Source organism: Corynebacterium suicordis DSM 45110, from assembly GCF_015351405.1.
In the GTDB taxonomy this organism is placed as follows: Bacteria; Actinomycetota; Actinomycetes; order Mycobacteriales; family Mycobacteriaceae; genus Corynebacterium; species Corynebacterium suicordis.
In genome coordinates this window covers 1-14,977 of record NZ_JADKMY010000004.1, presented here as the reverse complement: position 1 = coordinate 14,977, position 14,977 = coordinate 1, and the positions used below count along the sequence as shown (strand labels likewise).

The following is a 14,977-nucleotide window of genomic DNA, read 5'->3' as shown; positions in this document are numbered from 1 at the left end:
GTTACTGCTTCCTTTTCAGATCAAGAAGGCGCTGAGTTATGCGCCCGAGTGAGAGGCACGGGAGGTTTCCCGTACCAAATTCAGAATTTCTGCTGCTGCGGGCAGGATGCCCAGAGCTGCATGGGAATTTTTCACGCGCATGGCTTTGGCCTGGCTTTTTTCATCCATGGCCAGCCATCCGGCGATGTCTTGAGGACTGACCGACTCGCGTCGCTCGGCTGTAGTCAGCGCAAGCTGCTCATTCCACTCAATGCGGATGATCTCGCCCGGCAGATTTTCATCGCCTAAGATCCCCAGGCGTTCAGCGATCACTTTGGGCGTCCGCTTGCCTGTCCATCCCGGCTGGGCTGGCCGCGTCACTACCGCGAGAAGCTCGGTATCTCCTGCGAGTCCATTGCGGTGCTGCAACAACAAATCATGAGCAGCCGACAGGCCACTGACGGTTTCTGCGGCGCAGATCACGATCAGATCAGACTCGCCTTCAACTGTCCCAGAGGGAAAGAGTTGGCCTGCATCGCCAAGAAATGGAATCTGGCTGACCAATGAGGTCGCTCCTGCCCCACCGTGGGCGGACACTGCCCATACACGCGGTGTTGATCCTTCGAACTCGAGAGCCTCGGAGGCCACTGGAAAGCGGCGATGCTTGGGTGGTGGCGGGTAGCCACCGGCAGGGCCCACCCAGCGCACGGAATCGTTCTTCCGTGCTTCTCGGTTGCTCAGCTGCGGTACTGCGGTCATGGTTGTCCTCTACTTCGGGTAAGTGCTGTCTATCCAGCTGTCGTTGTCTCAGATGCGCGTGACGGCCGGGAAGAAGTCGTCGTAGCCACCTGTGTGCTTGTTGAGGTTTCGCGCGTGGTCTCGGTCGCGCTTGATGACGTTGCGGTCTCTGAGCTCGTTGTTGATGCTGATTCAGCGGATTGAGCTTCACGACCGGCATCCTCAGTTGCCGCGACGAGGAACTTGCGGATGTATTCCATTGCGGAATCACCTGAGGCATCCACGGGGATGTGGTTGTAGGAGCTGTGCTTTTGCCAGTGTGACCAGTAATTGACGTCGGTAGCCATCTGGATCAGCCCCTGGTTGGAATCAACCTCAGCCTGGGCCACCTCAAATGCAGCAGAAGCGCCTTTGACTCCTACCGGCGCTAGTACCTCAGTTGCCGATGCGGCAACCTTGGCTCCCAGCACTGGCAATGCCGCCGCCGGATTGACCAAGCCAACGCTGGCAACCTGAGCGATCGTGTCTGGAGTAAACGTCTTGCGCGCCACAGCCACTAGAGCATTAACGCCAATGAGGCCGAGCTTGCCGAGAGCTTGACCCGCACTAGCCAGCGATTCTTGAGGCTTGGCCAGCCCAGATCCGGTTACGGCCGCGGCCGTAGTCTCCGACGAGCGCTGGCTGCGCGCAGAGGCAGACCATTTGTCGGGAGCTGATGCTGCTAGCCCAGGCTGTTCAGATTCTTCCGCGATCTCCGCAGGTTCTTCACTTGAAGTTGCCGCGCTGCTCGTGGAGGAGCCGGAGAATTCCTCGGGATCACGCGCAGCGGCATCTTCAAGACGCTGAGAGATCGACTTGGATGGAGTAAAACTCACCGAGTCCAGTGTTTGACCTTGCACGTCTTCATTCACCGCCGTGCTGGTGGCCTCTAGTGGAGACATAATCAGAGCATCGCTGAGCTGATCAAGCGCACGAAACGGGTTACCCTTCATCGTCACGCTTGTTGCCAATTTGGCCAATGCGCGAGCAGCCGGGGCATCAGCAGGCATATCGCACACCAAGTCGCCATGCTCGCAAAAGCTCACCACGCGACCGTCAAGGTCGCCATAACTGGTCACATGATCACCCGTGGCCGTCAAACCGGCACCATCTGGAACAGGGGCAGTGATTTCTTCCAGAGCATCAATCGAAGGCGTATCTGCGGGAAAATCGACAGACACGCGGCCACCTTCAACAATTGGCTGGGCTTCCCGCCGAGCAGGTGCGCCCATATTGAATCCTGCGGCGATGGATTCTGCCGGAATAGATGAGCTGCCGTTGCCCACATTTTCGAAGAAATGATCTGTGACATCGGCACCTTGGGAGTAACCGATTGGCACCAACTTCGTACTGGGGCACTCAGCAAGAATTTCGTGGCTGCGGCGCTCCAGCTCTTTGATTCCTCCTGCGACGCTATCGCGGTAGCTCATCGTGCCCAGCTCCGCGAAGCCTCCCCATCCTGAGTCATAGGGGATGTACTCGCGGGCAAAGCGTGACTTCACGTCCTCAGACGAGCTGGCCGAGGCAAACACCTGGCCCAGCACCTCGCCCAGGAACCCTCCATCAATATCTCGAGGAGTGGTCAGCCCGCTTTGTCCAGTTCCTTGTACTCCCAGAGCGAAAAGGTCAACGCATTTACCGTCAGAATCCTTGGGGGAAACTTCCTCGGAGGATTCAGATGCAGCAGAGGTAGCTGATGCTTCAGTCTCTTCTGCGGGGCTGCTGGTTTCTGTGGAGGTCAAGGTTTCTTCTGACTGCGCGGTAGCAACAGGTGCCACGCCTGCCACAGTCAGGAGAACAGCCGTGGTTGTAGATACAACCCAGTTAGCGGTTCTACGTAGCATGATTAGTCCTTGTTCGATTCGATTTTTTGAATAAACCAGCGGCCATCGGTATCAGCCCGCCCGGTGATTTTTTGAGTCGTGACCGCATCTGAGCCATTCATATGAATGCGGGTGGTTGCCGTAGCTGTCGTACCGAAGGCTTCCGGCATCGTGGTGCAGTAGGAGTAGTCAGCAGGCAGGGAATCCAAGATCTTCTTCCAGTCTTGGTCGTGCCATGCTTTATTCGATGGCGAGATCAATGCCTTAACCCCTTCAGAATTCCTCGCTGCATACTCCTGCTGAAAACTCATAAAAGCGGCCCGCAGATTTTTCTGCGAAAGAGGCATCCGCTCCTGGCCTGGGGCCAGGTCGCATCCATCACTGACAACGGTGACGGAATCTTTCGGGAGGTTATCGGCAGTGCGATCACGAGTGGTGGTCGGTGGAGTTTCGCCCGCATGACTATCAAGCTGCACAGTTTCAGGGGCCGCAACAGGTTCGGTGTATTCCCCCATCATTGAACGGCCCATCACCACGGCACCGATAACCAGGGCGGTAAGCAAGACTGCTGACGTTGCCCACGCAGCTGGCTTAAGCCAGCTTGGAGCCGTGCGAGCAGTCCGGGTCTTCACCGGTTTTGCAACGGGTTCGGACACCACTTTGGACTTCTTGCTCCGTCGAGGAGTCTTTGGCTTTTCGATCGGAGCTGCAACTGGTGTTGTTGCAGCGAATAGATCTTCCCAGCTGTTGACATCTGGGGACGCTTCAACGACATCCTCATCGTCTTCGCTCTCATCGTCCGAGTCATCCGCCGAATACTCTTCGGGCTCGTCGTCTGGAGCTTCAACGATGGTCAGCCGATGAGCGGGCTCACTTGCTGGCGATGAGGCGACTTCGGCAGGTACGGGCGTTGTTTCGTCTTCACGAACTGAGGAGTTCTCATCGTCGCCATCGATTCCTTCTAACCACGCAATGAGATCCTGCCCGCTGTCATCATGCTCTTTTGTCATTATTCTCTCCTCATCGTCAGCACAGGCCGGCTATGCGTTAGTTGGCGCGCCCCAGACAGAAGATGCGCTCCACTGCCCCGCGCTCGTGCTGTAATCGCCCTCGGCTGTAGCTTCACGAGCTAGCTCAGCCGTCTCGGATGGAATTGCCTGATCAGCAGCACGGATAGCGGCAGCAACCGGCTCAGCAACAGTCAAAGTGTTGTCTTTTCCGTCGATGGAGTAGTCGATAGTGCCAGCATCCAGGTCATAAGTACCTACGGTGACCTCAGCTGCTTCAAAGGTTCCAGCGGTGGTCTCCACGCTTGCGTTCACCGTGGTCTTGAACGGCACGGTGATGTAGGTCGCTGTGCCGCTTACATCGGGGCCGGTGATCTCGGCATTTCCCTCGGAAAGAATCACTGGCTTAGGTGGCTCCACCACAACAGGTTCCGCTGGCACTACTGCAACAGGCTCTGCGGCTGGTTCGGCAACCACTGGGCTTTGTTCTGCTGGAGTCACGTCCGCAGCAGAAGGTGTCTCCGTTACAGGAGATGGAGCTACCGGGGTAGGTTCCTCCACCGGAGTTTGAGTCACGGGGACGGTCTCCGCTGGAGTTTCGACTACAGGAGGGTTCTCAGGAACAGGCGTTTCCACCGGAGTTTCGGTGCCAGGCTGCGGAGTCACGATCTCCGGCTCTGGGGCAGGCGTTTCAGTACCTGGTTGCGGAGTTTCCACCGGCGTTTCTGGCGCTGGAGTTTCGGTACCAGGCTGCACTCCCCCGGTAGTGGTTGGAGGAGTATTGGTCGTTGGAGTTTCGGTACCAGGCTGCACAACAGTACCTTCAGCTGCTACCGCAGGAGCAGCAAAGACAAAGCCGCCCGACAGCAAACCTGCTGCCGACGCGGCCATCAATATGGGGGTCATTTTCCGGCTCATTTTAAACCTTCTCAGATCGTAGTGAAGTAACAACCATGTCATTATATGACCATCAGACCCCCATTGTCTACCGTGTATCGATCATTTTAAGGTCATCTTAGTTGATCTATTTATAATTTCAGATGGCCTCACATGGCAGAATTTCCCACTATTTTTGGAACCCGTGCCGCATTCGCGGTTTATTTGCACTGTTGTCTAGGCTGGTGGCTATGTCTCATCAGTCTTCTCGCCCCTCGTTCGGCCACGCACTCCGTGACCGCAGACACGAACTTGGACTGTCGATAGAAGACGTCGCAGCACTTGACGGACCTAGTGTGTCCTCGCTCAATCGACTAGAGAACGACAAAGTGATTAATCCGCATCGCAGGACGATGCACGCTCTTGATCGCATCCTCGAATGGGAGGAAGGCACTACACAGAAGCTCTTTCGAGATTCAAAAACATTCGATGAGAGCCCCGGCACTGAAAGACCGGCACTGACAATCCGAGAAGATGAGATTGTTGAGCTCATGACATGGAATTCTCTGCTAGCTCAACATCATCAGCACACCGCTGATTTCACTGCCTCAACTTTCACGGACAGAATCACCTCTATCACCAACACCTTGCTGGGCCGGTGGATAGATACCACGATCGAATCAGGCGATCCAGTGGCTTTACGATTCCTGACAAATATCGTGTCCAACCAGCCGTTGGTTCCTCCCGAATCGCCTGATTATGACGACCAGCTCTACCGTAGGTGGAGACTTGGACTCATACCCGATGATCAGCTCAACGATGACACCGTTGCTCGGTATCGGCAAGCAACCTCTCAAAGCCTTCGGAGCCTACGATGAACACGAACACCCTCCTCATTGAACGCACCCGCGCGGCAGCAAGCATCTACTTTCCCGCAGATTCTCTACCTGAACTGAGCACAATTGAAGAATGCAGGCGTTCCTGCGCTCAGATGAATATCAAACCTGAAGAACTCATCGCGCCAAATTCTCGAGTGTGGCAGGTTATTCTCATGTGCCAACAGATGAAGGAGGGGTCAGCTGTCTTTACTTTCCGCGGAGACGGGTCACATACAATCATCCAGCAAACGATCACAGAAATTCTTCAGGAAGACCGTTAGCGATCACTACGAGCTCATCCCATCCATTGATAATCCGGGGTTCACTAATAGCTTCTGCGCTAGGACTTACTGAGACAATACTTCTTACTAGAGACGCGGAATTCTGATTTTTTCTACTGACTTTTCTTGACTCTTCTGCAAGAAAGTCTGCGGTCTCTCTCACAATAACGATCCAAGTGAAATCAACTCCTCCCCATTCGCGCTGCTCCAAGACATCCATGGGATCACCTTGGCCACGGCGCTCGTATAGAACTCGCCACAGCTCTACCACTTTGCGTTCGTCATCATGCGATTGCAGGTTCTTTCCCCATCCGTGAGCTGCCACAGAGGTGATCAGCGTCGCAGTGATGCAACAAAACCAAAGCACACCTCCATCATCTCGTCCTTCAGTTCCTCCATGCAGCCAGAATGAAAGCAACAAAGATACGGAGTCTAACGCAAATGCCACAATAATAGTCTGGATAAACCATAGCGACAATGAGGATTCACGCCGGTTCATCAAAATGTGAAATAAACCCTGGGCACAAAGCAAGATGGTAGATCCGCTGAATAGCGCTAAAAACAATGCGGGCTGAACACCCCCCGCATTCTCAATCCTCAACACAGCAGGGCTTATCAGCAAAGAAATAACCATCAACACAACCCCCACCGCACCAACCAAAAACACCCGGAGATATAGCCTGCGTGGCCTCCATAGCACCCCCCAAATGCTGGCTCGAATCGACTCAGCCAAAAAAGCAAGACCTAGCAAACATACTGTCTGTACCAGGGCGCGCCACACAAGATGCATTCCGATGTCGGCCATCCAGCCAGTCACTATGGTGCTCTTCATCGTCTCGGCAACCAATACAGCAATGAGAGATAGCGTCAGAAACTTCTGATAGCGGAGATAAGCGCGTAGCCAAATCCCAGCGGTCGCGATCGCGCATAGAGCTAAAACGCTTAGGTGCAGTGGTTCAGCGATGATTGTCGGCACGAACCCTCCCCCCAAAAAGCGTTGTCAACCGATAGCTGCGGTGAGATCTCCGCTCAATGAGCAGCGATCCTACAGCGCTATCAAAACCAGCAGTACGAAGAATCACCGCAGACAAAAACTCGGCCTCTTGTTCATCTTTCATGGCCTGTTTATCATCAACAAACTGATGAACAAATCCCGCATTCAACCCCGGCCAAAGATCTTCTATTTGCTCAGCAAGCTGACTCGCATTGTGCTGATTCAATGCCCGATGGGCGCAGAGAACGTGCGCCAACTCGTGGACAAGTACAAGTTCCTGCGATAAGCCATAACCTGCACCGCACTGTGGGCCAGGAACGCAAAGGCGGTTATATTCCCCGATATGAGCTCGTGAGCCGCAGACTCCAGAGACCGCAGACGGTTCGACAAAGACTACGTCGATCTCTTCACCAACCACCCGCTGAACGTTACGAATCAGGGTTTCGATACTCCACCCCTTGCGCTTCTTAGGGGCGACGGATCTTGCCAACATCACGAGATGAATTCTTTTACGCCACTGCATGATAAATCAGCTCGTCAAGATCCGAAGTGAAGTTCAATGCTCTTGCAACAACAGCCACATCATAGACCGGGAAACGGTCTATCCAGCCCCAAGATTGAGCGGTTCGTACCGCAAAGGGTTCGATCCAAGAGTAATCGGCACTATCTTTCATTTGAGCCACATCGACGGCTGAGCACTCGGCAGCATCACGCATCGAAACCCATGACACAATTTCTGAGCATTCAGCACTAGCTGAGGTATCCGCATTTCGGTTAGTATCCCGCAAGCCCGTGGGAGCCCCTTTGGTGCCTCCCAGGGCAAAAACTTGAGAAGTTTGAACAAAACTCGACCCCCCAATACCCCTCAGCGCAGCAGCTAGATTCGTCAGTGGCCCAAGGCAAATAATTCTCGAAGATGGCATGACCAACGCTTTGGAGATCAGATTCACCGCATCTCCAGGTTCCGGAGGACGGTAGACGCCGTCCCATGCGCCATGTACACCGTCGGCTCCGTGACGGGCCTCCGGTTCCCAATCCGGCGGGTTTAATCCCACGTGAACAGGTACATCAGTCATGAACCTAACTGTTTGAGCTGCCTGTTCTGCACTGACGTTGCCCCCTACCGTCGTTACCAGCAAAGAATCATTCGTCAATGCCTTGGCGACCCGCACAGCGAGGACATCATCGACTCCCCCATCAGTATCGACAATCGTTATTGATGGCCCATCTACCATTGTTCTACGCCTCATCATCTCGCACCCAATTCAGAATAATCATTCCAATATGATCCTACATGCCATACTATGTGATAGTATTTGGTAGATTCTGAACAGTGCGCGTCGCAAGGAAGAAGATGCAGACAGGCCTGTTTAAATGATTCTCCACAGCGTGTAAATGGCATACACCCTTGTTCGAGTCTGGGGTACACACAATCCCTATAAGGATAGGGAAAACCCCCGCATCATAGAGCGCCAACTCTAGCGGAGGGTTTCATCAACAACAGCGATTTCGCTTGTGATGCCTACTATATCCGACATGAGGACGTAGTGCAGCATCCCCGCAAGATCGCGGACACGGAGCACGCCATGACCATAAACCTTCCTTCCCCCCCTGACGACGATCCGCAGAATGTGGGATACACCAACCGAGTTTTTGTCCAGGCACTCTTCCCCTACCGCAACACTGATGACTACCGTAGATCAATAACGCAGGGAAGCAACGAGGTCATCATCACTTCTCCCAATGGTCTGCCCTATGGGAAGTATCCACGCCTCATCATGGCCTACATCATCACCGTTGCAGTACAGCGCGCTAAACAAGTCGAAAAGGGATTGTTCACCGAAGAGGAGGCTCGGCGAATACCTCTCGGGGAGTCACTCAATGAATTCTTCCGAAGCATCGGATCTGCAACACGTGGTACCGGTGGAAGCAATGGGACGATCACACGAATACGCGAGCAATTAGTACGTCTAGCCTCCTCAACAATCACAGTACAAAGCCGGATGGAGCGAGGAACAAAAACGCTCCACCAGGGAGTCAACCAATCCATCGCGGAAGCATGGCAGCTGTGGTTCGATTCTGGAAACCCCGATCAAACAACACTTGAGGAAAGCTACATTCAACTCACGCCGCGTTTCTTTGAAATCATTTGTCAGTCCCCCATCCCCATCGACCTGAATGTTTTACAGCAACTAGGCAAGCCGCGGGCGATGGACATTTACGTCTGGATCACTCTGAAGAAAGCCTGGCTGCACTATCGTAATCTGCCAAGCTATACCTTCTCTTGGAATGAGATGGAACACCAGTTCTCTACATCAAAGCTCACCGATTCGGTACAACGCAGAAACTTCCGTAACGAGTTCAACGGTTGTTTAAAGGTCATCCAGTCTCTCTGGCCCGGCATAGGGGTCACCACAGACACCAAATCAGGCGTCACGATCTACAAGGGTGCACCGTCAATTTCTATGAAGACAGCCAAGCCAAAGCTTCCCTAAAACCAGTTTCAACTCCTAGCGGCCCGGTGCTACCGTCGGGTCGCTTTTGCATTTCCGCAGGTCAGACCTGCGCAGATTTACCATCACGGCACCTGTGGATAACTTCCTCAAAAACATCACTTTTTTATTTCCGCAGGTTAGACTGCGCATATTTACCATCATGGCATTTTCGCCGTGCGCATATTTACCATCACGGTTGCGCATATTTACCATCACGGTTGCGCATATTTACCATCACGGTTGCGCATATTTACCATCACGGGAGCACTTATCCACAGGGTTTGACCTGCGGTTATCACTAAAACGCCAGGTGGCTTATAACAATAAGCCAATATGACAATAAAGGGCTGGCACTCTTTGAGCACCGAACAAGCCCCAAGGAGCGATCCACAGTAAAACTCCCGCCCTCGCTTTGCTCAGTTGGGCTGGCGCGTGAATCAAAGATTCACTTGCCCACACACTGCTGCCCCCCCCCCCAACAAACACGCACAGTTACCGAAATCTCCGCCAAAAAGAAGCAGAGATGAGAAAGGCGAATCTAGTCATCATGTAGTAACGCCTCTCCAGGTGATGTTCGTGGAGCTTGGAACTATGCCTCGAGTCGCACGAGGCATAGCGTCACGCAGCAGCACAGAGCCTCTCGGAGCCGAATACGTCGTATTGTTTGATCTATGAGTGAACAAACCCAACAAGCCCTTGAACACGCAAACGAAGCAGTAGTCAGAGCAGAAGCTCATCTCACACAGTCCAAGAGAGAAGCCCTGAGCATCATTGCAGACAAAATTCCTGCCGTGGTTGACCAGAGAGCAAAAGAGATCGCCCACAAACATCCTGATGTCACACGTAATTTGGGAAAAGACGGGGTCGAAAACTTCCGCAAAGATCTAGCGGAACGTGCAGAAAAACTCGCCACGCAAATCCGCAACGGAGAAGACAACATCGAGTGGCCCGACGAGAAACTCTTAGCCCAGTCGAGGTTCTGGGGAGTAAGCTCGTTAGAAATTCAAAATGCTCTTGTTAACTACATCCAAGGGTCGCCAATTGATCAGGTTGAAGCTGTTTTTGTTCGCTATGGCTATAAAGGTCAAATTCCTTCATACCGAGCAGGAATTCCATTACTGTCACCGCAATCTCTCTGTGCAGTAGAAGACCTGAAAACAGTCGCTGAGGCTCTGGAACAACTCGGTACGGCCCAATCGGCTCAAGCGCAAGCCAAGGCTGAAGATAATCAGTCAACCGTCGACGATCTGTGGGGCTAAGTACAGTCCCACACTGCCTGATCCTGGACACCTGCATCCACAGCTCCCCCGATGGATGCAGGGCAGGTCCCCCGGTCATCTTCGTTCCCTGGGCGCCTATACCGGTGAAATATTGCCAGCCATTATTGAGACATCTAGACTCAGAGACGGAACTACCGCCACCATGACCATCAGTGACGGTGTCTCCAAAAAGAAGAACAGCCGCAGGCACCGTTAATGCCCGTGGCTGTCGAGCGCACACAGTACGCCCTTGTCCTTAGCTAGTCGCTAGACACGTTAAGGACTGCGGCGATGAAGCGTAAAGCGTCGCCTGAGAACCTGATTAGCGTCATCGTCCAGGCGGCGTTTTTCTTATCACCGGGCGGGTTTTTTAGCACTTTCATGCTGCCCCCTCCTTTCTGCTTGTCCCGAGGTTCCTCGATAGAGCTGAGGTGACCACGTCGGACGCGCGAGCGCACTTCAGGCCACGCCAGCGTCGAGGAGGGCAGGAAAATCCTGCGCCAATGAATCATCTTACTAACCTGCGATACCCCTACTGATCACACAATCAAACGGTGATGACAAATCGACCTTAATACCCCGCATATTCTCTATCACCGCAGGTCAATCAGCGCATAGATAGATCTGCGCCTGTGGATAACCTCATGTAATCCGGCCTTATCCCACACATACGGTGCCTTCTCCTCGCGCGAGCAGATGGAATCCTTCCCGCTCAACCCTAAAACCCTAAAACCCTAGAACGGTATCACGGTATGTACTGATATACCGCGATACCGCAAAAGAGGATCGGCCGCCGAGGTGCTTCATAGCCGACTTTTCCTGTTCCTGCCCGTTGTACGATCTGGGCATGTCAGGACGCACACCTCCCCCACTGCCCTCTACGCCCGAAGGGCACGAACGGCGACTAGAACGATTCAATCACCGTGCTATCAAAGCTCTGAGCACGTCACTAGCTCAAGACGATTGCATTGTGGAGCTCGGGACGAAATTCCATGTCACAGTCCAGGTTGATAAAAAGACAAAGCAACAACTCGGAGCCGAGATGAGGTACCCGGATTTGGATCAAGAGAAAGTGGAACACCTCGCAGCTCTTCTCAGGCCACTCCAGCTCAAACGCGAGGCTATTTACTACGACAAAATCACCGAAGCTCTTCTTCAGTTCGCCCACACGGACAACCAGCGCACCCTTGTGCAGCAGATACCCCAACTCTGGAAGGTAGCCTCACAAGGCCGGATGTTCATGCAGGTCTTCAAAAGGGATCTCAGCGGGGTTCTACTCGATTCGACCAGTGACGTCGAGATCGCTGACCGCGTTTTATACTCTGACATCGTGCATGACGACGATGCTGCCACGATGTTGGATCACGTCAGCTCTGAGCAACAAGCATGGGCCTTGGCAGGAACTGTGGGGCATTGGATTGCCCTAGCTGCGCATCAACAGTATCTCGCACATCTCATCCGCCCTGATCTTGTTCCAGAACTGACTTCCTGGGCTGGTGACCCCTACACGATCGCCCGGCGACTCGGTATTGAGGTATACCCACTTCCAGATGATCAGATGCACCCGAAGCCGTGAAAAGTGCGCTGGTGACTCCAGTGCCAAACGCTTTTTGAGCAACAAGCTCTCATACTCTCCTGAACGCACTCCCCTTCTTCTCAGCGCATACGGTCTGTCCATTCGAGATTTCGGGGGTAGTGCCGGGACATTTTTAAGGCCGCTTCTGCGGCGCGTGCAAGAACTCCCCCTGCGAGACCATTTTTGTCTCTGGCTTAAGTTCTCAGGCTCCCAACGAGCTTGAATATTCCCCTACTTTTCGTGTGCGTGTGTGCTTGAACTGCGGAAACGGTGGGGGTGGCGACGCCATTAATTGGGGTTTTTGCCCTGGGTGGCGATGTAGATTTCTCAGCAGCATCACCTCCCAGAAAAGGAAAATGATGACAACTCAGGCCGGGTTACCAGACGAACCAACCCCCCGATTTATCCGTTATGTAACCATCACTCTCCGCTTGCCAGAACATCAATTGGAGACCATTGACGCTCTAGCTGAACACATGAATTACTCACGTGATCGCATCATCTCGCGCATCGTTGAAAGCTATGAACGTTACGTTCTCACCCATGAAGATCAAGGCCGCGGGCCAGCAACGCGCGCAGGCCAATGGATGGTGCAGTACAAAGATCCCTTCCCCACGTTGCCGATTCCCGTCAGTGAGCGCAGGAAGCGACACCTTCGCAAGCAGGCCTCGCTGGAAAGGCACCCTGGAACCGCTGAAGCATATCTGACGGATTCAGAGATTGAGCAGCGCCAGCATGACCTCACGTTGATCCGGGTATTGCCTGCTGAGCAAGACCGAGACACGAACTGTGAATCCTAGAGGTAAAACTGTATTACGGTAATGCCCTAACTACCGCGATACCGTTCGCGGTATTTACTGACGTTTCTTCAGTAGATCACCAATGGCCTCATCAACCAGCTTGTTGAGTGGCAGGCTATTAGCCGCCGCGTAGACCTTCAGCTGCTTGTAAAGGTCAGCATTAAGTGTAAGAGACGTCTTCACTGCGGGAGTAGCTTCAGCTGGCCGGAACGTGTCCTGGACAGACTTCACGGGTCGCGTTGCCCGAGGCCCAAGCTTGTTTTTATTGGTCGAGCTCATTGTCTATTCCATTCTTTCTGTGATCTCGGCGAACAATTCCTCGTAACCGAAGAGGTGCTGAGGGCAGCGCCCTTGTGCTTTTCGGATCTCTTGCTGCTTCGTGATGACCGTCGAGAAGCGATCGGCCTCATCGTTGTCATCGAAGACGGCCAGAGTGTCACGCAGCAAAACAGTATTTTTCTCAGCTGAGGTGATCAACACTGCGGCCGGGCGATGTGACGCGGCCGCTACGGTCTGCCATGCGCGCTGAAGATCCAGCGATGAAGGAGCTGCGGGGATTATGACCAAATCCGCGGAGTCAATCGCTTTTTGGATGACTTGAGCATCCCCAGGAGGCGTATCTACGATCGTTACATCCGCACGCCCGACCTTTCCGACAGTGATCGCATTGACGGGAAGAACTTTAAACGGCAGCGATTCGCCATCCTCTGCGGCCATCTCGGCCCACTCGGTGGCTGAGCCCTGACTGTCTGCATCCCAAAGTTCGACAGAGCGTCCTTCCTTGGCCGCGGCCATCGAAAGGAACATGGCCGATACTGTCTTGCCACAGCCCCCTTTCGTATTGGCGATAACGATTTTCATGAATATTCCTCCAGTGAATTGGTGAATCCCTATTTCGGCATATTGGTAGATACCGCAATACCTTCATCTTACAATACCGCAATACCGCACGCGGTACAACCGTAACACGGTATTTACCGAGTTACTGCTCACGGTATTTACCGCCGAAAAGTTTCAGATGAACTGAAAGGCGCTCAGGGGTGCAGTTGTCAAAAATCTTAAAACTACACTTGTGCCAGTATGACGGTAATGCATTGCCATACTAATGGCACTCGAGGTACTCTCGGGTTCGATTGACTATCAGACTCGTCGACGTAAGGAATCGAGCCACATGACCGGAACCGATAACTCCTCATCGGAGCTCAAAGCTGTCACCGTCTACCTTGACCGCGATATGCAGCGGAAGTTCAGGAAAGCATCTGTCGATGTGGATCGTTCCATGTCGAGCATTCTTGGAGATCTGGTCGCGCGATGGCTTGACGCATACAACAAGGGGGAGACGCTTACTCTCCAGACTGGAGAATCTGATGACACCGTCGAACTCACCACAGCACAGATCACCCAGCTCAGGCAGACGCAAGAACTGCTCCATAAAACCCTTAGCATCCTAGACGAACATGAGGACTAACCAATGAAGACCACAGATATTGCTGCACAGCTTGATCAGATCCTCGACACCGGTCTCGAAGATGCCGCGTGGCGCGTCCACATGGCCGCGCAGATCCAAGGCTACGGCCCGCGAGCTACCGACGTTGACGACCTCGATGCCCACGAGATTTATGAACGTGCCGCAACTCAAGCGGCCGTTGAAACCGCGCTGATTCGACACGGGGAATATGAAGATGCCAGCGGCCATGTAGTCATTCGAGAGATTAACGGCCTCGACCTGAACTTTTAGCATGCCACCGGCGAGATCCCTCGCCGGTGGCAAGGCATCGCGGTATGTACCGCGATACTGTTCTACCGCTTGCGGTATTTAGGGTGAGTGCTGACGCACTCGCTGTGTTGTGCGCCCGCAGCCCGGCCGGGGGCCGGGCTCTCAAAGCGGGCTCGAGAAGGAATCATCCCGCGGCGTTCCGCCGCGTGCTGATACTGGTGCACACCCCGTGTACGGGGTGTGTTTTCTCGTTTTTCGACCCGAGAAGCCTTCGGCAATTGTACGTTCGCGCCGCTACGCGCAAGTCCTGCTCACCTGCGGTTCGCCGGATTCATCCCGAAAACTTTGTCCCACGCGCCCCACCTGTGGTGGGGCTTATTTCGTGGGAAAACTTGTTCTCCTTTCTCCGGTTCCAGGACTGGCACTTCGCGTCGCTCACTAATCGGCACTTCGTGCCTTCTCGGGCGAAAAACGAGGAGGTAAGGCAGGTGGCAGACGGGTCACCGATTCACTAC

At 53.7% G+C, this 14,977-nt stretch carries 17 protein-coding genes; 8 read left to right on the top strand and 9 right to left on the bottom strand.

Annotation, left to right across the window (positions count from 1 at the left end):
• Positions 1-36: 36 nt before the first annotated feature.
• From IRY30_RS09875 to IRY30_RS09860, 4 genes are all read right to left on the bottom strand, one after another.
• On the bottom strand, positions 37-543 hold the full coding sequence (locus IRY30_RS09875) for a hypothetical protein (protein WP_194557283.1): 507 nt from the start codon (positions 541-543) through the stop codon (positions 37-39).
• Positions 544-767: 224 nt separating this feature from the next.
• Entirely contained in the window at positions 768-2,600 is a 1,833-nt protein-coding gene (locus IRY30_RS09870; protein WP_194557282.1) for a cutinase family protein, read from the bottom strand.
• Between the two features lie 2 nt (positions 2,601-2,602).
• On the bottom strand, positions 2,603-3,589 hold the full coding sequence (locus IRY30_RS09865; RefSeq protein ID WP_194557281.1) for a hypothetical protein: 987 nt from the start codon (positions 3,587-3,589) through the stop codon (positions 2,603-2,605).
• A gap of 30 nt (positions 3,590-3,619) precedes the next feature.
• Positions 3,620-4,492 (bottom strand): hypothetical protein, encoded by an 873-nt coding sequence (locus IRY30_RS09860; protein ID WP_194557280.1) that lies wholly within the window; start codon positions 4,490-4,492, stop codon positions 3,620-3,622.
• A 221-nt stretch (positions 4,493-4,713) separates the two neighbouring features.
• Between IRY30_RS09860 and IRY30_RS09855 the strand changes: the two genes are divergently transcribed.
• Both IRY30_RS09855 and IRY30_RS09850 read left to right on the top strand, forming a co-directional pair.
• Positions 4,714-5,340, top strand: coding sequence for a helix-turn-helix domain-containing protein (locus tag IRY30_RS09855; protein ID WP_194557279.1), 627 nt, complete (start codon positions 4,714-4,716; stop codon positions 5,338-5,340).
• Positions 5,337-5,621: a hypothetical protein gene (locus IRY30_RS09850; protein ID WP_194557278.1), complete on the top strand. Its 285-nt coding sequence runs from the start codon at positions 5,337-5,339 to the stop codon at positions 5,619-5,621. The genes IRY30_RS09855 and IRY30_RS09850 overlap by 4 nt, the downstream gene beginning before the upstream one ends.
• On the opposite strand, the gene IRY30_RS09845 is transcribed toward IRY30_RS09850, so the two are convergent.
• From IRY30_RS09845 to IRY30_RS09835, 3 genes are read right to left on the bottom strand one after another with little or no spacing between them, the layout of a single operon-like run.
• The gene (locus tag IRY30_RS09845) at positions 5,593-6,597 is read right to left on the bottom strand and encodes a hypothetical protein (RefSeq protein ID WP_194557277.1); all 1,005 of its coding nucleotides are present in this window, start codon (positions 6,595-6,597) and stop codon (positions 5,593-5,595) included. The genes IRY30_RS09850 and IRY30_RS09845 overlap by 29 nt on opposite strands.
• Positions 6,578-7,138 carry a M48 family metalloprotease gene (locus IRY30_RS09840; protein ID WP_194557276.1) on the bottom strand — a complete coding sequence of 187 codons (561 nt, stop codon included), beginning with the start codon at positions 7,136-7,138 and terminating at the stop codon, positions 6,578-6,580. Before IRY30_RS09840 ends, IRY30_RS09845 begins: the two co-directional genes overlap by 20 nt.
• Positions 7,125-7,850, bottom strand: a complete 726-nt coding sequence (locus IRY30_RS09835) for a nucleoside hydrolase (protein WP_194557275.1) — start codon at positions 7,848-7,850, stop codon at positions 7,125-7,127. Before IRY30_RS09835 ends, IRY30_RS09840 begins: the two co-directional genes overlap by 14 nt.
• 312 nt (positions 7,851-8,162) lie before the next feature.
• Between IRY30_RS09835 and IRY30_RS09830 the strand changes: the two genes are divergently transcribed.
• The 4 genes from IRY30_RS09830 (at position 8,163) to IRY30_RS09815 (ending at position 12,745) form a co-directional block, all read left to right on the top strand.
• Positions 8,163-9,110, top strand: a complete 948-nt coding sequence (locus IRY30_RS09830; RefSeq protein ID WP_323741516.1) for a replication protein RepA — start codon at positions 8,163-8,165, stop codon at positions 9,108-9,110.
• Positions 9,111-9,781: 671 nt separating this feature from the next.
• Positions 9,782-10,369 carry a hypothetical protein gene (locus IRY30_RS09825; RefSeq protein WP_194557274.1) on the top strand — a complete coding sequence of 196 codons (588 nt, stop codon included), beginning with the start codon at positions 9,782-9,784 and terminating at the stop codon, positions 10,367-10,369.
• A 1,057-nt stretch (positions 10,370-11,426) separates the two neighbouring features.
• A complete protein-coding gene (locus IRY30_RS09820; RefSeq protein ID WP_194557273.1) occupies positions 11,427-11,945 on the top strand; it encodes a hypothetical protein in 519 nt (172 codons plus the stop codon).
• 476 nt (positions 11,946-12,421) lie between these two features.
• On the top strand, positions 12,422-12,745 hold the full coding sequence (locus IRY30_RS09815) for a hypothetical protein (protein WP_194557272.1): 324 nt from the start codon (positions 12,422-12,424) through the stop codon (positions 12,743-12,745).
• A 54-nt stretch (positions 12,746-12,799) separates the two neighbouring features.
• Here the strand turns inward: IRY30_RS09815 and IRY30_RS09810 are convergent, their stop codons facing one another.
• Together IRY30_RS09810 and IRY30_RS09805 are read right to left on the bottom strand one after the other, a co-directional pair.
• Entirely contained in the window at positions 12,800-13,024 is a 225-nt protein-coding gene (locus IRY30_RS09810) for a ribbon-helix-helix domain-containing protein (protein ID WP_194557271.1), read from the bottom strand.
• Positions 13,025-13,027: 3 nt separating this feature from the next.
• The gene (locus IRY30_RS09805) at positions 13,028-13,606 is read right to left on the bottom strand and encodes a ParA family protein (protein WP_194557270.1); all 579 of its coding nucleotides are present in this window, start codon (positions 13,604-13,606) and stop codon (positions 13,028-13,030) included.
• Positions 13,607-13,916: 310 nt separating this feature from the next.
• On the opposite strand from IRY30_RS09805, the gene IRY30_RS09800 reads away from it, so the two are divergent.
• Positions 13,917-14,213 (top strand): hypothetical protein, encoded by a 297-nt coding sequence (locus IRY30_RS09800; protein ID WP_194557269.1) that lies wholly within the window; start codon positions 13,917-13,919, stop codon positions 14,211-14,213.
• A 3-nt stretch (positions 14,214-14,216) separates the two neighbouring features.
• Complete coding sequence (locus IRY30_RS09795) at positions 14,217-14,483, top strand: hypothetical protein (RefSeq protein ID WP_194557268.1); 267 nt, start codon at positions 14,217-14,219, stop codon at positions 14,481-14,483.
• The last annotated feature ends 494 nt before the right edge of the window (positions 14,484-14,977 follow it).